Here is a 26646-nt window from a genome sequence, read left to right as displayed (position 1 = left end):
CATTTTTTCTCTTGACAATACTCCCGCCGGAGGCCCGAAACTCTTTGGGGGCGTCCGCGCCTCCGGCGGGCGGATTCAGGCGATATGGGCCTGATAGGCGGCCTCATCCATGTAATCATCCATCTGGCTGGGATCGGCGGGCTTGATCTTGAAGAACCAGGCATCGCCCATCGGATCTTCGTTGACCTTGCCGGGATTGTCGATCAGCGCATCGTTGACCTCGACGATCTCGCCGTCAATCGGGGCAAGAATATCCGAAGCCGCCTTGACGCTCTCGATCACCACCACCTCGTCATCCTTGCTAACCTCGGTGCCCACTTCGGGTAGGTCGACAAAGACCACATCGCCAAGTTGCTCGCTGGCGTGTTCGGTAATGCCCACGACCACGACGTCATCCTCGACGCGCAGCCATTCATGTTCTTCGGTGAATTTCATCGCTTTCCGGCTCCTGTTGCTCAGCGTTTGAAAGTTGCGGGGGTAAAGGGCAGCTTGGCCACCCGGACAGGCATGCGCTTGCCGCGCACCTCACCGTATAGCTCTGTGCCCTCGGCGGCCAAGCCCTGCGGGACATAGCCCATCGACATTGGCGACTCTATGGTCGGACCAAAGGCACCGGAGGTGACATGGCCAATGGCCTCGCCACCTTCGGCGGCGGCGAAAAGCGGTGTGCCCTCGCGCATCGGCGCGCGGCCTTCGGGGCGCAGGCCCACACGGGCGCGCGAGGCACCTTCGTGCAGTTCTTTTAAAATACGGTCCTCTCCGGGAAATCCGCCCGCGCGTGCGCCGCCTGAACGACGAACTTTCTGGATGGCCCAACTCAGGCTGGCCTCGACAGGGGTTGTGCCGGTGTCGATGTCATGGCCGTAAAGGCACAGACCCGCCTCAAGCCGCAGGCTGTCGCGCGCACCCAATCCAATCGGTGCCACATCTTCGTGGGCCAGCAGGCACCGTGCCAATGACACGGCCTGATCTTCGATCACGGAAATCTCATAGCCATCTTCGCCCGTGTATCCCGAGCGTGAAATCCACAACTCGCCAAACTCCGACGCGAAAATGCCTACGTCCATAAAGCGCATCGCAGCGACATCTGGAACTATGGCGGCCAGCACCGCCTCTGCTGCCGGCCCTTGCAGAGCCAAAAGCGCGCGGTCGGTGATTTCCTCGACCTCGACCCCCATCAGCCCGGCGCGCATATGCGCTATATCCGCAGCCTTGCAGGCCGCGTTGACCACGACGAACATGTGATCGCCCCGGTTGGCCAGCATCAGATCATCGAGAATACCGCCCGCGTCATTTGTGAACATGCCATAGCGTTGCCGCATCACACCCAGACCCAAGAGGTCTACGGGCACCAGCGCCTCCATCGCCTCGGCCACGGCGGCATACCCGCCCGGCGCGCGCAGGATCACCTGCCCCATATGGCTTACGTCGAACAGGCCCGCTTTGGCGCGGCACTGCAGGTGTTCCTTCATCACGCCCATGGGATATTGCACCGGCATGTCATAGCCTGCGAAGGGCACCATCTTGGCCCCCAACTCGCGGTGCAACGCATTCAATGGCGTTATTTGCAGATCAGACATCCGCATCCTTCCCTTTTTCATGGGTCCGGATCAACTGTCGATCAGTCCGGCACCGCCTATGCGCAAGCCCATTACAAGCTGCGCCACGATGCCCCCTCTGTCCTTTTGCCTGAGATCGCTATCCCGTCGGCGGCCCGGTCAAAGCCAGGCTCTCTCCAGAGTTTCGAGGATCGGACAGGTCCTTGCGCCTGAGAGTTTCCGGGGCGGTTGCTCCTTCGGCACTGGCTTGCGCCAGTTCTCCCTATCCGATCTTATGTGCACGCTAGTATACAGCGGCCCTCATTTCAAGCCTGTTTGAGACAGGGAACCGTTGAAAAAATCGCGAAGAGCGCGTCGTTGTTGCAGACGAGGGCATCAAGGGTCACCTCATCCAAATGCGCGTAAAAGGCCTCGACCGCATCGACAAGCGCCACCCGCAAGCGGCAGGCCTTGGTCAAAGGACAGGTGTTGTCCACATCGGCAAAGCATTCTGCGACGGGCGTGTGCTGCTCCAACTGGCGAAACACGTCACCGACAGTGATTTGAGACATGGGACGCCCCAGACGTACCCCGCCGGTGCGCCCACGTTGGGTATAGAGAAAGCCCAGCTGCGACAGACGATTTATCACCTGCGCCAGATGGCTTTCAGAAATGTTGCAGCGCTCGGCAATCTCGGCCTTGGTGACGAGACGGTCGCTGTTGGCAGCACAAAACATCAAGAGCCGGATGGCAATATTGGTGCGTTTGGTAATCCGCATAACAGTCATTCCCCTCATTGAGTGGATCAAGTCTTGCGGTGAAACAGCCGCGCGGCCATGATCCAGATCAAGACAGGGGCAAAACAGTGATTGGGAATTCATATTTCTTTGGCTACGGCAGCCTTGTGAACCGCGCCAGCCACAGTTTTGAGGCGGCCATACCTGCGCAGTTGACCGGCTGGCGGCGGATCTGGAGACACACCACTCTGCGACCGGTGGCCTATCTGACGGTGGTGCCAGACCCCGAGGCAGAGATCGACGGGCTGATTGCCCCGGTGCCCGATGCCGATTGGCCTGCACTTGACGCGCGTGAGGCGGCCTATATCCGCGCACCCGCCGCGCATCAGGTCCGCCACCCCCTGCCCCATGCCCCCGACATCGCCGTCTATACCATTCCCGACGGGCTGCATGCGGCCCCGAGCCACGCGCATCCGATCCTGCTCAGTTATCTCGATGTGGTGGTGCAGGGCTATTTCCGCGAATTCGGCGCGGCGGGCGTGCAGCGTTTCTTTGATACGACGCAGGGCTGGGATGCCCCCCTGCTTGATGATCGCAGCGCGCCCAGATATCCCCGCCACCAACCCCTCACGGCAGTCGAGCGAGCGCTCACTGACCAGCATCTTGAACGGCTTGGCGTGTCGATCCTCGCCAGAGACAGGTAACCAAGGCGCGCGCGTGAAAATCCACATCCTCTCAACCACAGCCCTCTCGCTCCTGCGTCTCAGCCGCAAGCTTTGGTTGCGCGTGACGCTGTTTGCCCTTCTGGCGATCCTGGCCTCTGGCGCAGCGATATTGCTCGAGGACCAGATCCCGAACAGTCTCAAAGCGCGCTTTACGCCAGATGCCGTCATGCCGATCCTGACGATCCTTGCTTCGGGGATGCTTGCGGTCAGTACATTCTCGCTCAATGTCATGGTCACGGCGCATAACGCCGCTGCCGGTCAAACCACGCCGCGTGTGCATGCGATCCTGCTGGCGGATACGACCACGCATACGGTTCTGGCGACTTTCATAGGCGCCTTTGTCTATGCGCTAAGTGCGATCATCCTCTTTCAAGCGGGGTTTTATCCCGAAGGGGCCAGCGTGCTCGTGTTGGTCTTTACCGTGGCGGTTGTTGTGTTGGTGGTGGTGGCGCTTTTGCGCTGGATTCACCATCTCAGCGATTTGGGCAGCATGGATGCCACTTTGTTTGCGGTCGAACAGGCGGCACGCGACAGCCTCATTCGCGACCGCAGCCTACCTTCCCTTGGGGCGCAGCGCCTGTCCGAAGATACAGTTTTACCGGATGAGGCCTGCCCGTTGACGGCACCCCAAACAGGGTATCTGCAACTTATCGACATGCACGCCATCAGCGAGAAGCTGGGTACGGATCAAACCCGTGTCTATCTCTATGTCCGGCCCGGTGCCTATCTGGTTCGGGGCCAGACCATCGGCCATGCGAGCGGGCTGGCCGAGGATGAGCGGCGCGCCATTTGCCAGAACCTGACAATCGCCGCCACTCGCAGCTTTGAGCAGGATGCAAGCTATGGGTTGTTGGTACTCTCGGAAACGGCCTCGCGCGCGCTGTCGCCGGGGATCAACGATCCGGGCACCGCAATTGCCGTTCTTTGCCGACAGGAAAAGCTCTTGCTCGACTGGGCCTATGCCACGCATGCCGAGGATAGCCCGCGCTTTCCCCGTCTCTTCCTGCCAGAGACATCGCGCGTGGCGATGATCGACACGGCCTTTGCCAGCGTCGCCCGTGACGGCGCAGGACAGATCGAAGTGGCGTTGCGCCTGCAACAGGTTTTGGCGCGGCTCGCGTCTGTACCGGATGCCACTCTTGCCCAAGCGGCGCGGGAGATGTCGCAACATGCCCGCGAATATGCTGAAACGGCCCTGACCGTTGAGCGCGACAAGACCCGATTGCGCGCGGCGGTGCTTAGCCCCTCGCCTTGATCACCTGCAAGAGCGGCAGCACCTGCGCCATTTCCGGCCCATGCGCCTGACCGGTCAGCGCCTTGCGCAGCGGCATGAAAAGACCCTTGCCCTTGCGGCCTGTTGCCTCTTTGACGGCACTCGTCCACGTGCCCCAGGTCCCGGCATCATGCGGCCCCTCGGGCAAAAGCGTCATGGCTTGTGCCACAAACTCTCGGTCCTCGTCCTCGATCACCGGGTCCGCGCCGTCCCGGAACAGCGCCCACCAGCCGTCAAGATCCTTGAGAGTGGTGATATTCTCGCGCGTAACGTCCCAGAATTGCGGGGCCAATGACGCAGGCACGCCAATGTCTGCGATCTTGCTTGCGACCGCCGAAAACGGCAGCGCCGCCAGATGCCGCGCAGTCAGCGGAAAGAGGTCAGTCTCATCGAACTTGGTCGGTGCCGAGCCGAACCGCTCGATATCAAAGCCCTCGATCAACTGCGCCATCTCTGTGCGCAGCTCCACCGGATCAGCCGACCCCAGCCGCGCCATCAGGCTCAGAAGCGCCATGGGCTCAATCCCCTGCGCGCGCAGGTCGCGCAGCGACAGCGCGCCCAGACGTTTCGACAGCGCCTCACCCTGCGGCCCTGTCAAAAGCGAGTGATGGGCGAATTGCGGCGGGGTGGCCCCCAAGGCCTCGATGATCTGAATTTGGGTGGCGGTATTGGTTACGTGATCCGAGCCGCGCACGATATGCGTGACGCCCATCTCGACATCATCCACAACAGAGGCCAACGTATAAAGAACCTGACCATCGCCACGAATAAGCACCGGATCACTGACCGAGGCCGCATCAATCGAGATATCGCCCAAAATGCCGTCGTGCCATTCAATCCGTTCTTGGATCAGTTTGAACCGCCAGACACCATTGCCCCGCTCGGCGCGCAGCTTGTCTTTATCCGCCTCACTCAGCGCCAGTGCAGCACGGTCATAGACCGGCGGGCGGCCCATGTTGAGCTGCTTCTTGCGCTTGAGATCGAGTTCAGTCGGCGTCTCGAACGCCTCATAAAAGCGCTCCATGCTGCGCAGCTTGTCCGCCGCTTCGGCGTAGCGATCCAGCCGCAGCGATTGCCGCTCGATCCGGTCCCAATGCAGGCCCAGCCATTCCAGATCCTGCTTGAGCGCGTCGACATATGCCTCTTTCGAGCGCTCGGCATCGGTATCGTCAATCCGCAGGATAAACGTGCCCCCCGCGCGCCGGGCAATGAGATAGTTCATCAGCGCGGTGCGCAGATTGCCGACATGGATATAGCCGGTGGGCGACGGGGCAAAGCGGGTGGTGATCATGGGCGTCTCCTGACTCTGCCGCGGGCTTTGTCACAGGTGCGCGCGTTTGTCCAGATTGCGGCCCCTCGCCATGGGCGGGTGAGGCGCGCGGCTTTGCGATTTTCAAAGGGGTGCATAGGCGCGGGGGCTATCCGCTGTTGCCCGCGCCGGGAATAAAGCCTTTCGTTGCGGGCCAAACCACTCTCAATTTTCCGTGAGCACGATGCGCACTATATAGAAGCGCGCTACCCTGACGCGAGCATCAACAAACCAGGAGGAAACCATGTCCAGACCCACGCTGACCCGTCGCGCAATCCTCGGCTCTGCCGCCGCTCTGCCCCTTGCGGCGATGAACACGCCTGCCCGCGCGGCAGCCCCAATGCTTGGGGCATCCACCACGCGGTATAACCGGGTGACACTGGGCGACTTCGAGGTGACGACCTTGCTTGCTGCGACCACGGCGCGACCGGACCCACAGACGATCTTTGGCCTCAATGTCAGCGCCGAAGAATTCGCAGCCGTTTCAGCGGCCAACAATATTCCAACGGATCAGGCGCAGTTTTTCTTTACGCCCACGGTCATCAACACCGGCGCGGAACTTGTGCTTTTTGATACCGGCCTCAACCCGGATGCCATCACCAGTGCGCTTGCCGCCGCGGGATACACGCCCGATCAGGTTGATGTCGTCGTTCTTACCCATATGCACGGCGACCATATCGGCGGTCTGATGGGCGAGAGCGGGGCGACGTTTCCCAATGCCCGCTACGTGACCGCGAGCGCCGAATACGACCATTGGGCCGCTGCCGGAAACGAAGGATTTGACAGCAAGATGCGTCCCTTGGCGGAAAAGACCGAAATGATCGGTGACGGGGCAAGCGTTGCCTCTGGCATTACCGCCATGTCTGCCGCGGGGCACACGCCCGGCCATACCGCCTACATGATCGAGAGCGGCGGCAAATCGCTGGTTATCGCCGCCGATTTCGCGAACCACTATGTCTGGTCGCTCGGGTATCCCGACTGGGAGGTGACATTCGACATGGACAAAGCGCAGGCCGCCGCAACCCGACGCAAGGTTTTGGGCATGTTGGCTGCCGATAAGGTGCCGTTCATCGGCTATCATATGCCCTTCCCTGCCGTGGGCTATGTCGAGACGCGCGGCGACGGGTTCCAGTATGTGCCGGCCAGCTATCAGTTGATGCTCTGATCCGCCGCGCGGGGGCGGATTTACATTTCCGCCCCCGCGCCCCATATGCCGGGAATGACCGCGCCCGACCCCGATCTTGCAAGCTTTGAGGACATGGCCCGCGCTGCGTTTGCCGCGCTTCCCCCGGCCTTTTCCCCTGCGGCGCAGAGCGTGGTTTTGATCGTCGAAGACTGGCCATCCGCAACACTGCTTCACGAGATGGGGATCGACGATCCGCTTGATCTGACTGGTCTCTACGAGGGCATCCCCCTCACCGAGAAATCGCATTTCGATCAGCCTCTTGGCCCTGATACGATCTGGATTTTCCGCGAGCCTATCCTTGAGGAATGGCGCGACAGGGGCGATATTGATCTGGCCGATCTGGTCACGCATGTGGTGGTGCATGAGCTTGCCCATCACTTCGGCTGGTCGGATGAGGATATCGCGCGCATTGACCGCTGGTGGGAGTGACCGGGGTCAAAGCGAGCACTGCGCAGAAAGCAGCCTCCGCACAGCCTATCCTGCAGCGCCCTGCCCTAGCGCCCCTGCTCAAAGCGGTGCCGACCCCAAGAAAGCCATGCCGTGCCGTCTGGTTTTGAGTGACGCAAAACCAACTAAAATCACCGCCAAAATTGGCGTGACAACTTGCCTGTTCTGGAAATTCTCTTGATCAACACTCCACCCTCTGGGGGTGAAATGGTGCGGTCGAGAGGACTCGAACCTCCACGGGAGTTACCCCACAGCGACCTCAACGCTGCGCGTCTACCAATTCCGCCACGACCGCACGTGATCAGGTAGGTTCGGGCCGTATATGCAAACTCATCCGGCTTGTGAAGGGGCAAAACACATCGCCCCTTCGGTTTTTCAAACGCAGGTCTTGATATCTATTCAAGCTTGAACGTCGGCAGGGTTGCCACCGGCTGCACGGCCTCGGCGGCGCCTGTCTGCGCGCTCTGAGTATGGAACGCCGCCTTGCGCAAAAGTGCGGTGCGCCCGGTGTTTCCGGGGGCAAAAACGGGCTCTACCCCGCGCTCTACGGCCTCAACGGCGGTTTGGTACCACGCAAGCGCAAGATCAGGGCGGCGGGTCGTACCAAAGCCTTCGTTCAGGTGATGGCCCATCAACTCGCCATAGGGCTCTTCGCCCAAGGCAGTCAGCAACAGGCCAGATCCCAGCGCCACGTTCATGTTGTCGATTCGATAACCAACCGAGAGGCATATTTTGGCGGTTCCCGCCAATTGCGCCGGGGATTGCCCGGATTGCAGAACAAAACTGCGGACTTGCTGAACGACCTCATCGCGCGAATTGAGCGAGAGCGCCGCCACATGATCCCGCATCGCAGGCTCAAAGGCGCGGCACTGTTCTTCAAGTTGCGCCGCCGTGACGCCCTTTAGAGAGGCCGCCATCGTCTCGCCTTCGGCAATCGCATAGGTGCGCGCAAGGCAAAACTGTTCGTTGAGCGCGATGCGCCCATCGTTGAGCGATGCCTCGGTGACAAAACCACCGTTGGAATTGGTGATAAGGCTAACCTGATTGCAATGCGACGCAAGAGACGGCCCCTCTCCGCCAGAGGCCATCAGATTGGGCAGCGCGGCAAATCCCACGGCTGCCGGAGCCGTCTCGGCAGTTGGAGCGGAAACCTGCGCGGATTGCGGAATGGCCGCCATCACTGGCGACGGCGCCGTTGGGGCCTGCACGGGTGCTGCCGCATATGTTGGCACACCTACCGCCTCGTCTCGATAGGCCAGCAGCAGGCCGCGCGTGCCCTGACCACGTTGTGCGATCAACTGCGCTGTGGCCGCCCCGCTGCTTTGTGCCCGGTAGTACGAGCTAATAAGAAACTGCCGCTCATAATCCGCAAGATAGCCGGTTGGCGGATATCCCATATGCGCCTGAAACTGCGCGGCGGCGTCCCGCGTGTTGCGGCCACGCACACCGTCGGGGGTGCCGGCGGGAAAGCCGAAGTAATTGAGTGCCGACTGTTCTTCTCGCACTTGCTGACGTTGCACCGAGTTCACTGGTGCGGGTGCCTGATACACCCGTCGTGTTGTCGTTGTCGTCTGTTGCTTGCGTTCCCGCGCCTTTGCGCTTTCATTGACGATGATACCGCTGACTGCGCCACCAACAAGGCCACCAACAAGCCCATCCTTGAAATCCGCCTGTGCCACGCCGACCGGCAACGCGACCGAAGCCGCCAAAGCCATCATCAGAATTCGTTTTGAAAACATCGTTCATCTCCCCTAAGCAGGTGCAAAACTTAATAAGACAACCTACCACAAGTTTCCCTCATACGTGAACAGAGTCAAACCTTGCGCCTCAAAACCCCCTTCGCCATCGACCAATCCGGCGTGGAATGGCATATCTCGACCGATCTTGTCCCCTATCCCGAGGCGGTAGCGGCAATGGAGGAGCGCGTAGCGCGAATCGCCGAAGGCAGCGCCGCCGAGGCAATCTGGCTGTTGGAGCACCCGCCGCTTTACACCGCTGGCACCTCGGCCAAACCGGCGGATTTGACCGATCCTGACCGTTTCCCGGTATATGAGGCGAAACGCGGTGGGCAGTACACCTATCATGGTCCCGGTCAGCGTGTCGTCTACATCATGCTGGATGTGGGCAAGCGCGGGCGCGATGTGCGGTGCTTTGTGCGCCAGCTGGAAAAGTGGGTGATTGCAACACTCGCCGAATTCAACGTCACCGGCGAAATCCGCGCAGGTCGCGTTGGTGTTTGGGTAACGCGCCCCGATAAACCACTGACCGCAACGGGCCAACAAGCCGAGGATAAGGTCGCCGCCATTGGCATACGCCTGCGCAAATGGATCAGCTTTCACGGCATCTCGATCAATGTAGAGCCGGATTTGGAGCACTTCTCGGGCATCGTGCCCTGCGGCATTTCAGAGCATGGGGTGACCAGCCTCGTGGATCTTGGCCTACCTGTCAGCATGGATGACCTTGATGTCGCCCTGCGCCGATGCTTTTCAAAGGCATTTGACTGAGGCAAACCGCCGCCTGCACCAAAGTTGGAGGTTGCAAGCCGGGGCAGTCGGGCTATGGTTACATCCGGAATGCAACCAACCCTAATGAGGTAGCTCATGAAGACCCTTCTCGCCGCGTCTGCCACTCTTGTGGCTCTTTCCTTTCCCGCTTTTGCCGCAGGCGACGCCGCCAAAGGCGAAAAAGAATTCAACAAATGCAAAGCCTGCCACATGATCGCCTCGGAGAGCGAGACCATCGTGAAGGGTGGCAAGACCGGCCCGAACCTTTATGGCGTGATCGGCCGTACAGCAGGCAGCGTAGAAGGTTTCAGCTATTCCGATGGTCTGGCCGCAAAAGGCGCTGAAGGTTTGGTATGGGACGAAGCGGAATTGGCCGCATACGTGGCTGACCCCAATGAATATCTTGGCAGCCGCTCGAAGATGACCTTCAAGCTGGCCAAAGGTGCCGAGGACGTGGCGGCCTATCTCGCGACCTTCTCGCAGTAAGCGATCCAAAAGCCCAAAGGCACAAAGCCTCGTGCAAAACAGCGCGGGGCTTTTTCATGCGCAGTTCAGGCAAATCGCGCGCGCGTCCGGTTGGCAAGTGCCACCAGCGACAACATCACCGGCACCTCGACCAACACGCCCACCACCGTCGCCAATGCCGCGCCCGAGTTTAGGCCAAAGAGCGAAATCGCCACGGCGACCGCGAGTTCAAAGAAATTCGACGTGCCGATCAGCGCACAGGGGGCTGCGATCCGGTGTGGCACCTTGAGCAGCCATGCCGCCGCATAGGCCAGCGCAAAGATGCCATAGCTTTGCAGGATGATGGGCACCGCAATCAACCCGATCACCATGGGCCGCTCGACAATGACCCGGCCTTGAAGGCCAAAAAGGATCATCACCGTCGCGATCAGCCCAAGGATCGACCAAGGTTTCACCCGCGCCTGAAACGCCGCAATCCGCACCTCTGACCCCAGCCTGCGCCGCGTGAGCAACCCCGCCACCAGCGGCAGCGCCACAAAGAGCAGCACCGATAAAACCAGTGTTTCCCACGGCACGACGATATCCGTGACGCCCAACAGAAACGCCACGAGCGGCGCAAAGGCAAAGACCATCACCACATCGTTGACCGAGACCTGCAACAGCGTATAGCTCTCGTCGCCCTTGGTCAGCTGCGACCAGACAAACACCATCGCCGTGCAGGGGGCCGCCCCCAAAAGGATCAGCCCGGCGATATATTGCTGCGCATCGGCGGGGGCGATCAGATCGGCAAAGACACCTTCAAAGAACAGCACCGCCAAAGCCGCCATGCTAAAGGGCTTTATCAGCCAGTTCACCACCAGTGTGATTGCCAGCCCCTTGGGTTGGCGCGCCACTTGCCCAAGGCTTGACGGGTCGACACCGATCATCATCGGATAGACCATGGCCCAGATCAGCGCCGCAACGATCAGATTGACCCGCGCCACCTCTGCCGCCGCAATCGCCGCGATAAGGCCCGGCGCGATCAGGCCTAGGATCACGCCCGCCGCCATTGCCAATCCAACCCAGACAGTCAGATAGCGCTCAAACCCGCTCATGCCTCTGCCCTTTCCTGTGGGGTCAACTTTCCGGCGGCCAGCGCCGACAGCGCGACCATCGCTGTGGCAATGCCCAGCATCAAGGGTAACCCCCCCAATTGATAGGTCAGCCCCGAGAGCAGCGTGCCCAAGAGCCGCCCACCGGCATTGGCCATGTAATAGAACCCTACATCCATTGTCACCCGTTCGGCACGGGTAAAGGCAAGGATGAGATAGGAATGCAGTGCCGAATTCACTGCAAAAATAGCGCCAAAGACCAGCAAGCCCGCCACAAGTGCACCTGTGAGCCAAGCCTGCGGCCCCCCCGCCAGCAGCGCCAGTGCGGTCAAAACCGCAGGCACCAAACAAAGCGCAATGGCCCAGCCCCGCGCCGCCGCGATCAAGGCCGCCTCGGGCCGCGATTTGGCGCGCAGAATTTTGGGGGCCGAGGCCTGCACCGCGCCATAAAGGATGATCCAGCCTGCCATGAACGTGCCGATAAGGAAAAAGGCTGCGCGATTGCCAGCCTCGGACCCATCCGACAAGACGCCATAGAAATAGATCGGGATGCCCACCACAAACCACACATCACGCGCGCCAAAAAGAAACACGCGCGCCGCGCTCAGCCAGTTCACATTGGCGGATTTCGAGAAGACTTCCGAGAATTTCGCGCCCTTGCGCCCGCGTGGCAGGCCCGGCGGCATGGCCCAGGCCACGGCCACAAGGATTGCTGCCAACACGCCCGCCATGGCCCAGACCGCGCCCACGAACCCAATCCCCGCCAAAAGCGCAGCCCCCAAGAGAAAGCCAAGGCCCTTGACCGCATTCTTGGACCCTGTGAGCACCGCGACCCAGTGAAAAAGCCCACCCTCCTCGGAAGGGGCCAGCAACTTGACGGCGGATTTCGACGACATCTTGGCCAGATCCTTGGCCACGCCAGAGACCCCTTGAACGCCCATCACGAAAGCCACCGAGAGCGCGATGCTCCATGCCGGATCAAGTTGCGCCAGCGCAATCAACGCCACCACTTGTAGGCTTAGCCCGGCATAAAGCGTGGCCGTCAGCCCAAACCGAGCGGCAATCCAGCCCGCCGACAGGTTCGTCACCATGCCTGCGACTTCGTAAAGAACAAAGAGATAAGCCAGTTGCACCGGGCTGAAGCCCAGCGTGTGAAAATGCAAAAGCACCAGCATCCGAAGCGCGCCGTCGCTGAGCATGAAGGCCCAGTAGGCGGCTGTGACGGCGATATAAGCGCTTAATCCCTCAGGTCTTGCGGTCACAGGCTGTCCCCGACCATGCAGGCCACATCGACCAACCGATGCGCATAGCCCATCTCGTTGTCATACCAGACATAGACCTTCACCTGCGTGCCATTGACCACCATCGTAGAGGGGGCATCAACGATACCAGAGCGGGTGTCATTGGTGTAATCCGCGCTGACAAGCGGGCGGGTTTCATAACCCAGAATACCCGCAAGCGGGCCCTCAGAGGCCGCCTGAAACAACGCGTTGACCTCCTCCACCGTGGTCTCGCGCTCCATTTCAAACACACAATCGGTGATCGACGCATTCAGCAGCGGCACGCGCACGGCATGGCCGTTCAAACGCCCCTTGAGTTCAGGATAGATCAGGGTGATCGCCGTGGCGCTGCCCGTGGTCGTCGGGATCAGAGAGTTGAGCGCAGAGCGCGCGCGGCGCAGGTCCTTTGCGGGGCGATCCACGATGGTCTGCGTATTGGTCACGTCATGGATCGTGGTGATCGATCCATGCTTGATGCCGATGGCCTCGTGCAGCACCTTGACCACCGGGGCAAGGCAATTGGTGGTGCAGCTTGCCGCCGTCACGATGCGGTGCCGCGCAGGCTCATAAACCGCGTGGTTGACGCCGTAAACGATATTGGCGGCATCGCCATCCTTGACCGGGGCCGAGACCACGACTTTTTTGATACCTGCGTCAAAATAGGGGGCAAGTTTGGCCTCGGTTTTGTAGACGCCGGTGCAGTCGATCACCACGTCAACGCCCGTCAAGGGCAGGTTACTGAGGTCTCGCGCGCCGATAAAAGGCAGGCGCAGGCCGTCGATGATCACCGCGCCCTCGTCATGGTCAAAACTGGCGTCCCAACGCCCATGCACCGTGTCGAATTCCAGCAGGTGGGCGTGCATGGCGGCATCGCCCACCGCGTCATTGATCCAGGCGATCTTGGCCCCCCGCGCGATCAGCGGCTTGAGGATCAGCTTACCGATCCGCCCCAGACCGTTGATGGCATAAACGGTCATGTGCCCTGCCCCACATCCTGCCGCGCGATGTCATCGACCGCGGCTTGCAGGCTGACGCGATCCAAGGTCGAAATCGGCAACGCCGCAAAGGCCGTGATCCGGTTGCGGAGCGCGCCGTAAGCCTGTTGAAACGCAAGGCTTTTCTGTGCCTCCGTGCCTTCGACCTTGACCGGATCGGGCATGCCCCAATGGGCGCTGACCGGCTGGCCTTCCCAGGCCGGGCATTCCTCATTTGCGGCCGTGTCACAGACGGTAAAGACAAAGTCGAGCGCGGGGGCATCGGGGCCGGTGAACTCTGACACATTCTTGGCGCGCAGCGGCGTCACGTCATGGCCCTTGGCGCGCAAGACCTTCAGAGCGAAGGGATTAAGCTCGGAATAGGGGCGCGTGCCGGCGGAAAAGACAGTAAAGCGGTCGCCCGCCAGATCGCGCAGGATGGTTTCGGCAAAGATCGAGCGGGCGGAATTGCCAACGCAGATGAAAAGCACGGAGTATGTGCGGTGGGCCATATCGGGGCCTCCTTTGAGGGTGGGAAAGGGCGCGCAGATGTCAGGGCGCCCGCGACAACAATCGTTGAACAGGTAATCGAAGGTGCGTCGCACCTCTGTCATGTCGATGGAATATCTGAGCGAGGTGCCCGCACGTTCTTGGCGCACCAACCCCGCCTGCATCAGCGCCGCAAGATAGGCAGAGAGGGTCGAGGGTTTGAGGTGCAGAATCTCGGCCAATTCACCCGCCGGGATACGGTCTGGGTAGCGGCGCATGAGCAGCCGAAAGATCGCCAGCCGCTGCGGGTGACCAAGGGTTGCGAGGCGGGTGGGGGCCAATGTTTCCATTTTTCTGGAATATAAGAAATATAGAGAATATCAAGTGAAGGTTTTGTGACGAGGGTCGGGACTGGCACCCCCCGTAGGGTGCGCATTCATTGCGCACCGTGGGGCAGGCGGCTGGGGTGCATTGGTGCGCAATGAATGCGCACCCTACGGCGGGTTATTTGGAAATCGAATAGATGAAATGATGTTGACGCGACCAGTTGATGCTGGTTTCTATTTTTACGAGAGTGAGTGCAACGGTCGCGTAGATTGGGTGTAGCGAATGACGTCCGGACAGACCGAAGGCAAAAGAGGGCGACTGTCAGCGTCGATGCCAGAACCTTCGGCTCCGCGCTCGGACAGGCCGTCTGGCTGATGACAATTAACAAACGCTATCGCGACCGCCCGATCCGCGAGATCGAGGCGCTGGTCGCCACCCCGATCCTTCTGCGACAGTTCAAGATCTATTCGAAAGGCAAATCGCCGGTTGCGTTCCTGAGCTGGGCCAGCGTGTCGGACGCGGTAAAGGCCAAGGCCGAAGCGGGCGCGCCGCTGGCGCTGGAGGACTGGCGGTCGGGCGCGAGCCTCGTGGTGGTCGACATGGTGTCGCCCTTTGCGGAGGCGGAGGGGGTGCGGGAGAGGTTCTTGGCGGGGGCAAAGCACGCAGAGGGAAAAGAGTGAAACGGCGCAGCCGCAGAAGATGGCTCTATTTCAGGATCGCGGCGGTGTTGCTCGGGGTTTTGCTGGTTGCCGACATCATCCTGGCATCCGTGGCCAATCAGCGCATTCGTGATGCGGATTACTTCTTTGAGGAGCATTTGCAACAGGCTGACCTTGGGCCGGAACCCTCAAAGTTGATTGATTGCGTTTATGGTACGGAATTGGTGATTTATAGGTACGCTACGTGCTTTTGGCGCGTGACAACACGTGGGTACGACAAGTGGTTGTACGAATTTCATTATGCACGTCCTTATCCAGTGCTTCTTGGTGGGCGGGATATCGACAGCTATCGATTCAAAATGATTGCAGCAGGAGCACCTTTGCGGCGGGTGGCCCATGATGGAACAGTAGAGAAGGTGCTAAAGTAATAACAAACACGACAACGTTGGCTGAGCTTTCTCGTCAGGTTCATTCACCCATCGCAAATAGCCACCCGTAGGGTGCGCATTCATTGCGCACCGTGGCGCGCATTGGTGCCGGTTATAGGTGCGCAATGAATGCGCACCCTACGCGGTGTGACAGGCCCCGGGTCGGGCCCGGGGCCTGTCACAGGATTACCTTACGAACTTCTTGTGCTTTACCCGCTTCGGCTCGAGCGCATCCGGGCCCAACCGCCGCTTCTTGTCTTCCTCATAAGCCGAGAAATCGCCCTCGAACCATTCGACATGCGCATCCCCCTCAAAGGCCAGAATATGCGTGCAGATGCGGTCGAGGAAGAAACGGTCGTGCGAGATGACCACGGCGCAGCCTGCGAAATCCATCAGCGCATCTTCCAGCGCGCGCAGGGTTTCGACGTCGAGATCGTTGGTCGGTTCGTCAAGGAGCAGCACATTGCCGCCTTCTTTCAGGAGCCGCGCCATATGCACGCGGTTGCGCTCGCCCCCCGAAAGCAACGACACTTTCTTTTGCTGATCGCCGCCCTTGAAGTTGAACGCCCCGCAATAGGCACGGCTGTTGATCTGGGCGTCGCCCAACACAATCACCTCGGCCCCGCCCGAGATGGCCTCCCAAACGTTATCCTCGGGCTTAAGATCATCGCGCGACTGGTCGACATAAGAGAGCTGCACCGTATCGCCCAGCTCAATCTTGCCCTCGTCGGGCTGTTCCTGCCCGGTCAGCATCTTGAAGAGTGTGGATTTGCCCGCACCGTTGGGGCCGATGACGCCCACAATGCCGCCGGGCGGCAGTGAAAAGCTGAGATCCTCGATCAGGAGCTTGTCGCCCATGTGCTTTTTCAGGCCCTCAACCTCGATCACCTTGTTGCCAAGGCGCTGACCATTGGGGATGACGATCTGGGCACGGCTGATGCGCTCGCGCTCGGATTGACCGGCCAGCTCGTTATAGGCGTTGATCCGGGCTTTTTGCTTGGCTTGCCGCGCCTTGGCACCTTGGCGCATCCATTCGAGTTCGCGCTCCAGCGTCTTTTGCTTGGATTTGTCCTCGCGCGCCTCTTGCAACAGGCGCTTGGCCTTTTGCTCGAGCCAAGCGGAATAATTGCCCTCATAGGGGATGCCCCGGCCCCGGTCCAACTCGAGAATCCAGCTGGTGATGTCATCAAGGAAATAGCGATCGTGGGTAACGATCAGGATCGTGCCCTTGTAGGCGATAAGGTGCTGTTGCAGCCAGGCGATGGTTTCTGCGTCAAGGTGGTTGGTCGGTTCGTCAAGCAGCAGCATGTCAGGCGCTTCGAGCAAGAGCTTGCAAAGCGCCACGCGGCGGCGTTCACCGCCCGAGAGGGACGCAACGGATGCATCATCGGGCGGGCAGCGCAGCGCCTCCATCGAGATATCGACCTGACTGTCGAGATCCCAGAGGTTCTGGCTATCGATCTCGTCCTGCAACTGCGCCATCTCGTCGGCGGTCTCGTCGCTATAGTTCATCGCCAATTCGTTGAAACGGTCGAGCTTGGCCTTCTTCTCGGCCACGCCCAGCATCACATTGCCGCGCACATCAAGACTGTCGTCGAGATGCGGTTCCTGCGGCAGATAGCCCACGCGCGCGCCCTCGGCGGCCCAAGCCTCGCCGGTGAAATCCTTGTCCATCCCGGCCATGATGCGCATCAGGGTGGATTTACCCGAGCCGTTCACGCCCACAACGCCGATTTTCACCCCCGGCAGAAAGTTGAGGTGGATGTTCTCAAAGCATTTCTTGCCGCCGGGATAGGCCTTGGAGACGCCCTGCATGTGATAGACATATTGATACGCTGCCATGATGTGCCGCTCCGTTCCGCTTGGGTGAGTTCCAATTCAGCCCGCGTGATACCCGTATGGGCGTGCGGGGGCAATGGTCTGTGCATCTGCGGATCAGAGGGCGCCCCGGATTTCGCTTTACACCGCCCGCGCCGCTGGCAATGAAAGGGCGATGACACATGCCCTGCCCCATTCCCGCCCCGGTCAGGTGATCGGCCTTTTGGGTGGATCGTTCGATCCGCCGCATGCGGGGCATCTGCATATCAGCCGCGAGGCGCTGCGGCGGTTCGGGCTTGACCGGCTGTGGTGGCTGGTCAGCCCCGGCAACCCGCTCAAGGCGCATGGCCCTGCGCCGCTCGCGCAGCGCATGGCGGCGGCGCAGGCGCTGGTGGAACATCCGCGTATTGACGTGACTGATATTGAGGCGTGGACCGGCACGCGCCATACCGCCGCCACGCTGCGCGCACTGCGCAGGATTTGCCCCGGCGTGCGGTTTGTCTGGCTGATGGGGGCGGATAACCTGGCGCAATTCCATCTTTGGCAAGACTGGCGCGAGATTCTGGATACGGTGCCGGTGGGGGTGCTGGCGCGGCCCGGTCAGCGCATTTCGGCGCGGCTGTCATCCGCCGCACGCATCTATGCCCACGCCCGCCTGCCCGATTATGACAGTCAGGCATTGGGGCGGCGCGACGCGCCGGCGTGGTGCTTTGTCAATGTGCCGATGATGGATATTTCCTCGACCCGGCTCAGAGAGGCGGGCAGTTGGACAGGGGCGCAAAAGTGAGTGCGCGGCGGGCAAATCGTGATTGCGTGCAACACTGGCCTAAGGTTAACTCTGCGTCATGAGCACAGGCATTTCACGGCGGTATTTTCTGGGCACGGCGCTGGCGGCGCTCGGCAGTTCGGCTATGGCTGGCCCGCCTGCGGTATCGCTCAGGCCGGTGGCGCGGCCCGACGGGGGGGCACGGCGCGCCGTGCAGCGCGCCCCAACCGCTGAGGCGCTGATTTCTCAGGCCAATCTATCGGGGCGGGTGGGCTATGCGGTGGCCGATGCGCGCACGGGGCAATTGCTTGAGTCGGGCGATGCCACAACCGGCCTGCCGCCCGCGAGTGTCACCAAGGCGGTGACCGCGCTTTATGCGCTTGACGCCTTGGGGCCGGAGCATCGCTTTGGCACGCGGCTGATCGCGACCGGGCCGATTTCGGGCGGTGTGCTGAATGGCGATCTGATCCTTGCAGGCGGCGGAGATCCGACGCTCGATACCGATGGGCTGGCCAGCCTTGCGGCCAATCTGGCCAAGACCGGGCTGCGCGAGGTGCGCGGGAGGCTCCTTGTCTGGGGTGGGGCGGTGCCATTTACCCGCGCCATCGACGAAACACAGCCAGAGCATGCGGGCTACAACCCGGCTCTTTCGGGCCTCAACCTCAATTACAACCGGGTGCATTTCGAGTGGAGGCGCGCGAATGGCAAATATGCCATCACCATGGATGCACGATCAGACCGCTATCGCCCCGATGTGACCATGGCGCGGATGCGAATCGCGGATCGCAACGTGCCGGTCTATAGCTACAAGGACGCGGGCAGCTATGACGATTGGACCGTGGCGCTGGGCGCGCTCGGCACGGGCGGCGCGCGCTGGTTGCCGGTGCGCAAACCCGAGCTTTACGCGGGCGAGGTTTTTGCCACCTTTGCGCGGTCCCAAGGGATCAAGACCGGCGCGCCGCAGGTCATCGACCGGCTGCCCGGCGGCACCGCGATTGTGACCCATGCCAGCGCGCCACTTGCCACCATCCTGCGCGACATGCTGAAATTTTCGACCAATCTCACGGCGGAAATGGTGGGGCTGGCCGCCTCGGCCAAGCGGCGCGGGGCGGTGGTGGCGCTGGATCAATCGGCGCAGGATATGAATGCTTGGGCGGCGCAGGCGCTGGGCATGACCGGCGCGGCGCTGAGGGATCATTCGGGCCTCAGCGACCGCTCGCGCCTGTCGGCAGCGGCGATGACGCAGGCCTTGGCGCGGGCACATCGTGCGGGGCTTTTGCGGCCGCTTTTGCGCACGGTCGAATTGCGCGATGCGCAGGGGCGCCCCAATCGCAACCATCCGCTAAAAGTGGCGGCCAAGACCGGAACGCTGCATTTCGTGAGCGCGCTGGCGGGCTATGTGACGACGCCGCAAGGGGCCGATCTGGCCTTTGCGATTTTCACCGCAAGCGACAGTCTGCGCGCGCGCATCGACCCCTCGCAGGATGACAGCCCGCCCGGTGCGCGAAGCTGGAACACGCGCTCAAAGCAGTTGCAACAGTCCTTGATCGAGCGATGGGGCGCGGTTTACGGGGGCTGAGGCCGCTATTTCCGTGCGGTTGGATCGCGACGTTTGTCAGCGTGAAGCGCGCGGCCCCGTTGCACCCCGTCCCGCGCACCCAAAGTGTCGAGCCAGCGCGCGAAATGCGGTTTATCCTCTAGCGTTTGTTGCTGCCCCTCCCACAGTGAACACCACCCCCAGAGCGCCATATCGGCGATGGAATAGAAATCGCCCGCGACAAATTTAGATTGCGCCAATTGCCGGTCGAGCACGCCGTAGAGGCGGCCCACCTCAGAGCGGTAGCGATCCTTGGCATAGGGGATGTCTTGGGGTGCGTATTTGAGGAAATGATGCGCTTGGCCAGCCATGGGGCCAACACCGCCCATCTGCCACATGAGCCACTGATCGACCGCGATATGATCGCGCGCGGTATTGCCATAGAACTGCCCGGTCTTGCGCGCCAGATATTGCAGGATCGCCCCGGATTCAAAGATGTGGATCGGCGCGCCGTCCGGCCCCTCGGGGTCGGTGATGGCGGGGATGCGGTTGTTGGGCGAGATTTTCAGATAGTCGGGGGCATGTTGATCGCCTGCGCCAATGTCGATCAGGTGGCAGCGATAGGGCAGGCCCATTTCTTCGAGGGCGATGGATATTTTCCAGCCATTCGGTGTGGGCCAATAATAGAGATCAATCGGGGCAGGCATGGGGCAGGCTCCTGAGCATGGGTCGCGCTCAGAATGACGGTTTACGGCCCATTGGCAAGGGCAGGCGTAGCTCTGGCAGGGTCAAGAGGCGCGACCAACGCGGCTCGGGTACGCAAGGCAGCGCCGCCCGGAATGCGCAGAGCGGCAGATCAGGGCCCCGGCGCAGAAGGCTGCTGTAGAGCGTAAAGACACCGGGGCGCGTGTAGGGCGACCAGTGACAGATGCGCGCGGCGGGCGGTGCGATGGCAAAGCCCAGACGCGCCAGCACCGCAAGCGTGCCGGGATGATCCATTTGAAGGTTGAGCACATTGGGTCCAGCGGGCAGCGCCAGCCCAAGGCTGCGGTCGCCGCGCCGGGGGGCCGGGATCAGGCATTCGAGGAGGAAATCGTAAAAATCATTCTCACGGCTGGTGATATTGATCAGCTCGACGCCGCGTCCCGCCGGGGTATCGAGCGCTGCGGCGGCGCGCTGACCGAATTCGGCACCGGCCAAAAGGATCAGCCGGCGCAGGGCGCCCTTGGGCAGATGTGCCAGCGCCGAAAGAACCACGCGCGCGCCCAGCGAATGCGCGACCGCGTGGATCGGGCGATCCGGGCGGACAGCCCGAATCATGGTGATCAGTTGCGCCAATTGCGCCCCCGCCTTGGCCGCCTCGGCATAGGCGCGCCAGATGTTGCCGCGCGCAGGCCAGCCAAACCCGATGCCCAGCCCCTCGTCTACTGCGCCGGTGCCAAAGCCAAGCCCGGCGGGCCAACTGCGCACCTTGAAACACCTGCGTTCCGGCGCCAGAGAGAAAATGTGATCATGCGGACATTCGGTGGCATGGTGGGGCGCGTATTTGAACCCGTGGACCATCAGGATCACGGGCCCCCTGCCCCGCAGCAGGCCGGGAAGCGCCAGCGCCGGATCACCGGCCCCGTCATGCAGCACCGGGCCGGTTGGCCCCGTATTCACATGGATCAGCGGCATGTCCCTCACCCCACCAGATGTTGTGGTTGAGAGCTACGCGGTGCAGACGTCGCTTTGGTGACGCTTGCGTGAAACCTGCGTGACAGAGTTGACGATCCGCGCGCGCGGGAGTAAGTCGCAACCGTGGCGATTTGTTACCGGATTGCGGGCCACGTTAAACAAACCGCTAAAAGGTCAGGATGAAAGGCCCCTTTCGCTTGACCGCGTCGGGGCTTTTTTCGTGGGCAGGCGGCCCGGAGGTTGGATATGAGCGAGACTTGGCAAAAACGGACCAAACTGGTGCATGGCGGCACGCGGCGCAGCCAGTATAACGAGGTGAGCGAGGCGATTTTCCTCACCCAAGGGTTTGTCTATGACAGCGCCGAGGCGGCAGAGGCGCGGTTCATCAAGGCGGGCGCGGATGAGTTCATCTATGCCCGCTATGGCAACCCCACCGTCGCGATGTTCGAGGACCGGATTGCCGCCCTTGAGGGGGCCGAGGATGCCTTTGCCACAGCAAGCGGCATGGCGGCAGTCTCGGGGGCGCTGACATCCCTGCTGCGGGCGGGGGATCACGTGGTCTCGGCGCGGGCGCTCTTTGGCTCTTGTCTTTATGTGCTCGAAGAAATCCTGACCCGGTTCGGGGTCGAGGTGACATTCGTCGATGGCACCGATCTGGAGCAGTGGCGTGCGGCGATCCGGCCCGGCACCAAGGCCGTCTTCTTTGAGACGATTTCAAACCCGACGCTCGACGTGGTCGATATTCGCAGCGTGGCAGAGTTGGCGCATGCAGCGGGGGCGCTCGTGCTGGTGGATAATGTGTTTGCCACACCGGTATTTTCGCGCGCGATTGAACAGGGCGCGGATGTGGTGATCTATTCGGCGACCAAACATATCGACGGCCAAGGCCGCACGCTGGGCGGGGTTATCCTTGGCACGCGCGATTTCATCCGTGGCACCGTTGAACCCTATATGAAACATACCGGCGGCTCGATGTCGCCCTTTACCGCTTGGGTCATGCTCAAGGGGCTTGAGACCATTGATCTGCGGGTGCGGGCGCAGACTGCGAGTGCGCAGGCGATTGCCGAGGCGTTGCACGGCGATGCGCGGCTGGCGCGGGTGATTTATCCGGGGCTGAGCAGCCATCCGCAGCACGATCTGGTGCGCGCGCAGATGGGCGAAGGTGGCACGGTTCTGGCGCTCGATCTCAAGGGCGGTCAAGAGGCGGCGTTCCGCTTTCTCAATGCGCTGGAAATTGTGGTGATCTCGAACAATCTGGGGGATGCGAAATCCATCGTAACCCATCCCGCCACCACCACCCATCAACGCCTGCCCGCCGCGCAGAAGGCGGCGCTTGGCATCACGCCGGGGCTGGTGCGGCTAAGCGTGGGGCTGGAGGATTGCGGCGACCTGATCCGCGACATTCAGAACGCGCTGGAGGCAGCATTCTGAGGCTGAGAGGTTTTTCAGTAATTTCCGGGGTTTGAATGATCCGCTTTGCCGCATTTGACGTAAATCCCTACGATAATGGCAATTCCTGCGGAAACCCTGTATGTAAGGGTTTGGCAGAGCGGATAGGGAAGTTTTGCGATGAATGTGCATCCGTCTGAGATGAAGCCTGCACCGGACCGGGACGAGGCCAAAGAAGCGCTGGCGCTGCTGCGGTCTTGGGCGCGCGCCGCGTCGCCAGAAGAAGTGGCCGATCTTGATCCGGCGATTGCCCGGCTTTTACCCTCGGGCGAGGTGGCGAATTATCCGCTGCTGGCGCGGGAATATCCCGAGAGCTTTGCGACGAGTGCCGCCTATCTGGCAAGCCTGCCCGACCTGCAGAATGGTCCGGCCTCGCTTATTCGGGGCACGCGGCAACAGTTGCAGCATGTGGGCATTTCCAATTTCCGTCTGCCGATCCGCTATCATACCCGTGAGAATGGCGATCTGACGCTTGAGACCTCGGTCACGGGCACGGTCAGTCTTGATGCGGGCAAGAAGGGCATCAACATGTCCCGGATCATGCGCAGCTTTTACAAGCACGCGGAAAAGACATTCAGCGCCGATGTGATGGAGGCCGCACTTTCGGATTACATCACCGACCTCGACTCGGTCGATGCGCGGTTGCAGATGCGTCTGTCTTATCCGGCGCGGGTGCGGTCGCTGCGGTCGGGGCTGGAAGGCTACCAATATTATGACATTGCGATGGAGTTGGTGAAGAACGCCGGCGTCACGCGCAAGTTCATGCATCTCGATTACGTCTATTCGTCAACCTGCCCCTGTTCGCTGGAATTGAGCGAACATGCACGGTCCGCGCGCGGACAACTGGCCACACCGCATTCGCAGCGCTCTGTTGCGCGGATTTCGGTGGAACTGGTCGAGGACGATTGCCTGTGGTTCGAGGACCTGATCGAGTTGGCGCGGCGCGCGGTGCCCACCGAGACGCAAGTCATGGTCAAGCGCGAGGATGAACAGGCCTTTGCTGAGTTGAACGCCGCCAACCCGATCTTTGTCGAGGATGCCGCGCGGCTCTTTTGCGAGCAGCTGCTGGCCGACCCGCGCATTGGTGATTTTCGCGTCGTGGCCAGCCATCAAGAAAGCCTGCACAGCCATGACGCGGTCAGCGTTTTGACTGAAGGAGAGACCTTTGCGGCGCAGAGCCTTGATCCCCGGTTGTTCCAGACCCTGATTCATGGGCGCTAAGCCCGGAAAATCGGCAAAATGGCCAAATATTAAGCAGGAATCCGCGTAACGCTGCGAAAGTCGTTTGACCTATGGTCAAATTGCTGCAACGCAGCGTGGCGCGCGTTATATTCTTGTGATCCGCTTGCGTTAAACGTAAGCGCGCACCTGCTGAAAAGGACGAACTCATGCTTTCACCCGAAATTCCGCTGAAACTGTCCGCCGCCGGAATCCGGTTGACCGGATTTATGGTCGAAAACCAGTTGCGCGTGGCGCAGGTTTATTGCGAGGCGTTTCTGAAAACAGGGATCTGGTCGCGCAGCCTGACGGCAAAGGCGGCTGTGCCAGCGACGCCAGTCAAGACGAAGGCGGCGCCTAAGCCGAAGGTGGCGGATGCCAACGCCAAACCGCGCCGTGCCGCGCGCGCCGCTGTGGCCCCGGTCGCCCCGGCCACACCGGCCAAAGCTGCTGCCCCGGTGACACCCCCCGTGCAGCAGGTCGCAGCACCTGCGGCCCCTGCCGTTGCTGCAAAACCCGCCCCGCTGACCGAGGTGAAGCCTGCCGTGCAACCAGTGCCAATGGCCGCGCCCAAGCCCGCACCCGTGGCTGAGGCGGCCCTCGCACCAAAGCCGGTAGCACCCGCGACAAGCGCGGCACCAACCGCGGCACAGACCACTTCGCAACCCACTGCGCGTGTGATCCCGGTTGACGCAGGCGCGCCCAAGCGTCAGCCCTCACCGCCCCCGGCGATGCCGCAAGGCACACCCAAGGCCAAGGCGAAGTAAGATACAAGGCCGGGATGCAGAACCTGCAACCCGGCCATTCCATTTCCGCGCTGGTCACGTCAATCTGACTGACCTATCTAGGGTGCAGGGAGGAAACCAAACCACGTAAAGTGAGGTTTCCAATGGCTAATATTACAACGAATGTGTCTGCTTCTCCTCTGCGCGAGGGGTGGAAACGCTTTGTCGCGGCACTGGTGCGTGGGCTGGAAAAACAGGCCTCTGTCACCGCGCGACGCAATCGGATCGAAGCGCTAGAGGCGAAATCCGACGCGGAATTGGCCCGAATGGGGCTGCGCCGCGAAGACATCGTCTATCACGTCTTCAAGGACCTGTTCTACGCTTAAGACGACAGGGGGGCGGGCATGATAGCCCGCCCTGTCAGGTGCCTTTGGTGTCTGTTTCTTCGGTCGAATGATCGCGAAACAGGGCCCCTTGCGCCATAAAGAACACAAAGATCGCAGCCGTCAGACCGAAAGTCTTGAAATAGACCCAGATTTCTTCTGTCTGGGTGCGCCAGATCGCCTCGTTCAGCAGAGCGAGACCGAAGAAGAACAGCATCAAGCGCCGGGTGAGAATCATCCACCCCGCATCGGTCAGGGGCATCACCCCATCCATGACATATTGCAGATACGAGCGCCCACGCATCAGGCCGTATCCCAGCACACCGCCAAACAGCAGATAGATCATCGTCGGCTTCATCTTGAAGAAACGGGGATCGTTGAACCAGACGCTGAGCCCGCCAAAGACCACGATAAGAACTGCCGTGACCACCTGCATCCGGCTGAGATGACCGGTAAGCCGCCACAAAAGGCCCATCGAGATCAGAAATACCGGGATGAATCCGGCAGTGACGACGATAAAACCCTCATATTCGGTGCCGCCGATGGTAAAGACCCGATCCTTGAGCCAGAGATAGGCGGCGAAAAAGCCCAGCACGGGGCCGAATTCCAGAATCGGCTTGGCCCATTTGGGTGGCTGCGTGTCATCCATAGTCTCAGGTTTCCTTATCGCTTAGGCTGCTTGTGGCGCATTCAGCCGCCAATCTCAACTATGACCGCCCCGGCCGCGATCAAGGACATGAGCGCAATTCGTCGCGGCCCCACCGTTTCCTTGAGCACAAGCCAGCCAATGAGGGCGGCAAAAACTGTGGATGTCTCGCGCAGCACCGCCGCCTCGCCTACCTTGTCAAGGCGGGTGGCCAGCATGATCGAGCCGAAGGAGAAGAACGCGACCACCCCGCCCGTGACCCCGCGCAGCATCAAGGGGCCGACGGCGGGCCGCTCTGGCATGTTGCGCCAGCGCAGATAGGCGAAAGGCGGGATCGTCAGCCCATCGAGAAAGAAAAACCACGCGAGAAACGTAAAGGGATCTGCGGTGGCGCGGATGCCGTAGGCGTCATAGGTGGTGTAAAGCGCCACAAAGAGCCCCGTTGCCACCGCCAGACCCAGCGCCAGCGGCATGGTATCGCGGTTGAGCGTGAGCGTGCGCAGATTATAGACCGCAAGCCCGTAGATACCGCACAGAAGCACGCCCACCCCCAGCCATTGCACCGGCGTGAACACTTCTCCGAAAATCGCATAGGCTCCGATCACGGTGAACAGCGGCCCGGTGCCACGCACCACGGGGTAGACCACGGTATAGGCACCGCGCGTATAGGCCATGGCCTGCAACACCTTATAGCCGATATGGATCACCACAGCGCCGGCAAAGATGGGCCACATATGCGCCTCGGGCCAGGGCACGACGAAGAGGGCAAAGGGTGCGGCCATGGTGGCATAGCTCGCATCTATCACCCCGCGGCTGAGCCAAGGATCGTGCCGCCCCTTTTGCAACGCCCCAAAGATTGCATGCAAGAGCGCCGCCAAGAGGGCAAGGGCCATGGCAAGTTGATGCCCCGCCTCGGTGCCCTCGAGCGAAATCAGCCAAGCGCTCATTCAGAGGCAATGGCCTTGGGGGGCCAGCCCCCCAAACCCCCCGAGGTA

Annotated in this window: 28 protein-coding genes, 1 tRNA gene and 2 riboswitches; of the genes, 14 read left to right on the top strand and 15 right to left on the bottom strand. The window is 61.2% G+C overall.

Annotation, left to right across the window (positions count from 1 at the left end):
* Nucleotides 1-75: 75 nt before the first annotated feature.
* The 3 genes from gcvH to RAK1035_RS12420 all read right to left on the bottom strand — a co-directional run bounded on the left by gcvH (nt 76) and on the right by RAK1035_RS12420 (nt 2317).
* The gene (gene gcvH, locus RAK1035_RS12430) at nt 76-435 is read right to left on the bottom strand and encodes a glycine cleavage system protein GcvH (RefSeq protein ID WP_008281921.1); all 360 of its coding nucleotides are present in this window, start codon (nt 433-435) and stop codon (nt 76-78) included.
* A 20-nt stretch (nt 436-455) separates the two neighbouring features.
* Nucleotides 456-1580 (bottom strand): glycine cleavage system aminomethyltransferase GcvT, encoded by a 1125-nt coding sequence (gcvT, locus tag RAK1035_RS12425; protein WP_037298247.1) that lies wholly within the window; start codon nt 1578-1580, stop codon nt 456-458.
* Nucleotides 1581-1746: 166 nt separating this feature from the next.
* Nucleotides 1747-1833: riboswitch (glycine riboswitch) on the bottom strand.
* A 31-nt stretch (nt 1834-1864) separates the two neighbouring features.
* Complete coding sequence (locus tag RAK1035_RS12420; RefSeq protein WP_008281919.1) at nt 1865-2317, bottom strand: RrF2 family transcriptional regulator; 453 nt, start codon at nt 2315-2317, stop codon at nt 1865-1867.
* A gap of 89 nt (nt 2318-2406) precedes the next feature.
* Here RAK1035_RS12420 and RAK1035_RS12415 point away from each other — a divergent pair, with 89 nt between their 5' ends.
* A complete protein-coding gene (locus tag RAK1035_RS12415; protein WP_037298340.1) occupies nt 2407-2979 on the top strand; it encodes a gamma-glutamylcyclotransferase family protein in 573 nt (190 codons plus the stop codon).
* Between the two features lie 13 nt (nt 2980-2992).
* Complete coding sequence (locus RAK1035_RS12410) at nt 2993-4255, top strand: DUF2254 domain-containing protein (protein ID WP_008281917.1); 1263 nt, start codon at nt 2993-2995, stop codon at nt 4253-4255.
* Here the strand turns inward: RAK1035_RS12410 and gltX are convergent.
* Nucleotides 4239-5564, bottom strand: coding sequence for a glutamate--tRNA ligase (gltX, locus tag RAK1035_RS12405; RefSeq protein WP_008281916.1), 1326 nt, complete (start codon nt 5562-5564; stop codon nt 4239-4241). The genes RAK1035_RS12410 and gltX overlap by 17 nt on opposite strands.
* A 262-nt stretch (nt 5565-5826) precedes the next feature.
* Here gltX and RAK1035_RS12400 point away from each other — a divergent pair, with 262 nt between their 5' ends.
* Complete coding sequence (locus RAK1035_RS12400) at nt 5827-6747, top strand: MBL fold metallo-hydrolase (protein ID WP_112303085.1); 921 nt, start codon at nt 5827-5829, stop codon at nt 6745-6747.
* Between the two features lie 54 nt (nt 6748-6801).
* The gene (locus RAK1035_RS12395; protein ID WP_008281914.1) at nt 6802-7197 is read left to right on the top strand and encodes a metallopeptidase family protein; all 396 of its coding nucleotides are present in this window, start codon (nt 6802-6804) and stop codon (nt 7195-7197) included.
* Nucleotides 7198-7423: 226 nt separating this feature from the next.
* Here the strand turns inward: RAK1035_RS12395 and RAK1035_RS12390 are convergent.
* Together RAK1035_RS12390 and RAK1035_RS12385 are read right to left on the bottom strand one after the other, a co-directional pair.
* A tRNA-Leu gene (locus tag RAK1035_RS12390) sits at nt 7424-7510 on the bottom strand.
* Between the two features lie 100 nt (nt 7511-7610).
* Nucleotides 7611-8954: a peptidoglycan-binding domain-containing protein gene (locus tag RAK1035_RS12385; RefSeq protein WP_008281913.1), complete on the bottom strand. Its 1344-nt coding sequence runs from the start codon at nt 8952-8954 to the stop codon at nt 7611-7613.
* Nucleotides 8955-9074: 120 nt separating this feature from the next.
* Between RAK1035_RS12385 and lipB the strand changes: the two genes are divergently transcribed.
* Together lipB and RAK1035_RS12375 are read left to right on the top strand one after the other, a co-directional pair.
* On the top strand, nt 9075-9719 hold the full coding sequence (gene lipB / locus RAK1035_RS12380; protein ID WP_037298338.1) for a lipoyl(octanoyl) transferase LipB: 645 nt from the start codon (nt 9075-9077) through the stop codon (nt 9717-9719).
* 96 nt (nt 9720-9815) lie between these two features.
* A complete protein-coding gene (locus RAK1035_RS12375) occupies nt 9816-10205 on the top strand; it encodes a c-type cytochrome (RefSeq protein WP_008281911.1) in 390 nt (129 codons plus the stop codon).
* Nucleotides 10206-10270: 65 nt separating this feature from the next.
* Here RAK1035_RS12375 and arsB read toward each other — a convergent pair whose 3' ends face one another.
* Genes arsB through RAK1035_RS12355 form a run of 4 tightly spaced genes read right to left on the bottom strand, consistent with a single transcriptional unit; the run spans nt 10271 to nt 14368 of the window.
* A complete protein-coding gene (gene arsB, locus RAK1035_RS12370; RefSeq protein WP_008281910.1) occupies nt 10271-11278 on the bottom strand; it encodes an ACR3 family arsenite efflux transporter in 1008 nt (335 codons plus the stop codon).
* A complete protein-coding gene (gene arsJ / locus RAK1035_RS12365) occupies nt 11275-12537 on the bottom strand; it encodes an organoarsenical effux MFS transporter ArsJ (RefSeq protein WP_037298243.1) in 1263 nt (420 codons plus the stop codon). The genes arsB and arsJ overlap by 4 nt, the downstream gene beginning before the upstream one ends.
* Complete coding sequence (locus RAK1035_RS12360) at nt 12534-13532, bottom strand: ArsJ-associated glyceraldehyde-3-phosphate dehydrogenase (protein ID WP_008281908.1); 999 nt, start codon at nt 13530-13532, stop codon at nt 12534-12536. The genes arsJ and RAK1035_RS12360 overlap by 4 nt, the downstream gene beginning before the upstream one ends.
* Nucleotides 13529-14368: an arsenate reductase/protein-tyrosine-phosphatase family protein gene (locus RAK1035_RS12355; RefSeq protein ID WP_008281907.1), complete on the bottom strand. Its 840-nt coding sequence runs from the start codon at nt 14366-14368 to the stop codon at nt 13529-13531. Before RAK1035_RS12355 ends, RAK1035_RS12360 begins: the two co-directional genes overlap by 4 nt.
* Nucleotides 14369-14719: 351 nt before the next feature.
* Between RAK1035_RS12355 and RAK1035_RS12350 the strand changes: the two genes are divergently transcribed.
* Nucleotides 14720-15025 carry a toxin-activating lysine-acyltransferase gene (locus RAK1035_RS12350; RefSeq protein ID WP_008283236.1) on the top strand — a complete coding sequence of 102 codons (306 nt, stop codon included), beginning with the start codon at nt 14720-14722 and terminating at the stop codon, nt 15023-15025.
* Nucleotides 15022-15432, top strand: a complete 411-nt coding sequence (locus RAK1035_RS12345; RefSeq protein WP_008283237.1) for a hypothetical protein — start codon at nt 15022-15024, stop codon at nt 15430-15432. The genes RAK1035_RS12350 and RAK1035_RS12345 overlap by 4 nt, the downstream gene beginning before the upstream one ends.
* A 186-nt stretch (nt 15433-15618) precedes the next feature.
* On the opposite strand, the gene ettA is transcribed toward RAK1035_RS12345, so the two are convergent.
* Nucleotides 15619-17274, bottom strand: coding sequence for an energy-dependent translational throttle protein EttA (gene ettA, locus RAK1035_RS12340; RefSeq protein ID WP_008280334.1), 1656 nt, complete (start codon nt 17272-17274; stop codon nt 15619-15621).
* Between the two features lie 151 nt (nt 17275-17425).
* Between ettA and RAK1035_RS12335 the strand changes: the two genes are divergently transcribed.
* Nucleotides 17426-18037: a nicotinate-nucleotide adenylyltransferase gene (locus RAK1035_RS12335; RefSeq protein ID WP_037297255.1), complete on the top strand. Its 612-nt coding sequence runs from the start codon at nt 17426-17428 to the stop codon at nt 18035-18037.
* A gap of 58 nt (nt 18038-18095) precedes the next feature.
* The gene (gene dacB, locus RAK1035_RS12330) at nt 18096-19595 is read left to right on the top strand and encodes a D-alanyl-D-alanine carboxypeptidase/D-alanyl-D-alanine endopeptidase (RefSeq protein WP_008280332.1); all 1500 of its coding nucleotides are present in this window, start codon (nt 18096-18098) and stop codon (nt 19593-19595) included.
* A gap of 5 nt (nt 19596-19600) precedes the next feature.
* Here the strand turns inward: dacB and RAK1035_RS12325 are convergent, their stop codons facing one another.
* A complete protein-coding gene (locus RAK1035_RS12325) occupies nt 19601-20260 on the bottom strand; it encodes a glutathione S-transferase N-terminal domain-containing protein (protein ID WP_008280331.1) in 660 nt (219 codons plus the stop codon).
* Nucleotides 20261-20288: 28 nt separating this feature from the next.
* Nucleotides 20289-21230: an alpha/beta hydrolase gene (locus RAK1035_RS12320; protein ID WP_008280330.1), complete on the bottom strand. Its 942-nt coding sequence runs from the start codon at nt 21228-21230 to the stop codon at nt 20289-20291.
* A gap of 113 nt (nt 21231-21343) precedes the next feature.
* Nucleotides 21344-21420, top strand: a riboswitch (SAM riboswitch).
* Nucleotides 21421-21476: 56 nt separating this feature from the next.
* On the opposite strand from RAK1035_RS12320, the gene metZ reads away from it, so the two are divergent.
* The 4 genes from metZ to RAK1035_RS12300 all read left to right on the top strand — a co-directional run bounded on the left by metZ (nt 21477) and on the right by RAK1035_RS12300 (nt 25008).
* A complete protein-coding gene (metZ, locus tag RAK1035_RS12315; protein ID WP_008280329.1) occupies nt 21477-22661 on the top strand; it encodes an O-succinylhomoserine sulfhydrylase in 1185 nt (394 codons plus the stop codon).
* A 138-nt stretch (nt 22662-22799) separates the two neighbouring features.
* The gene (gene folE2 / locus RAK1035_RS12310) at nt 22800-23900 is read left to right on the top strand and encodes a GTP cyclohydrolase FolE2 (RefSeq protein WP_008280328.1); all 1101 of its coding nucleotides are present in this window, start codon (nt 22800-22802) and stop codon (nt 23898-23900) included.
* 167 nt (nt 23901-24067) lie between these two features.
* Nucleotides 24068-24664 carry a hypothetical protein gene (locus tag RAK1035_RS12305; RefSeq protein ID WP_008280327.1) on the top strand — a complete coding sequence of 199 codons (597 nt, stop codon included), beginning with the start codon at nt 24068-24070 and terminating at the stop codon, nt 24662-24664.
* Between the two features lie 122 nt (nt 24665-24786).
* Complete coding sequence (locus RAK1035_RS12300) at nt 24787-25008, top strand: hypothetical protein (protein ID WP_008280326.1); 222 nt, start codon at nt 24787-24789, stop codon at nt 25006-25008.
* A gap of 34 nt (nt 25009-25042) precedes the next feature.
* Here RAK1035_RS12300 and RAK1035_RS12295 read toward each other — a convergent pair whose 3' ends face one another.
* A complete protein-coding gene (locus tag RAK1035_RS12295; protein ID WP_008280325.1) occupies nt 25043-25654 on the bottom strand; it encodes an inner membrane-spanning protein YciB in 612 nt (203 codons plus the stop codon).
* A 41-nt stretch (nt 25655-25695) separates the two neighbouring features.
* Nucleotides 25696-26598 (bottom strand): EamA family transporter, encoded by a 903-nt coding sequence (locus RAK1035_RS12290; protein WP_008280324.1) that lies wholly within the window; start codon nt 26596-26598, stop codon nt 25696-25698.
* Between the last annotated feature and the right edge of the window lie 48 nt (nt 26599-26646).

The sequence above is a fragment of the Roseovarius sp. AK1035 genome, assembly GCF_003288315.1.
GTDB lineage: Bacteria > Pseudomonadota > Alphaproteobacteria > Rhodobacterales > Rhodobacteraceae > Roseovarius > Roseovarius mucosus_A.
This window is presented reverse-complemented; position numbering and strand designations above follow the sequence as displayed.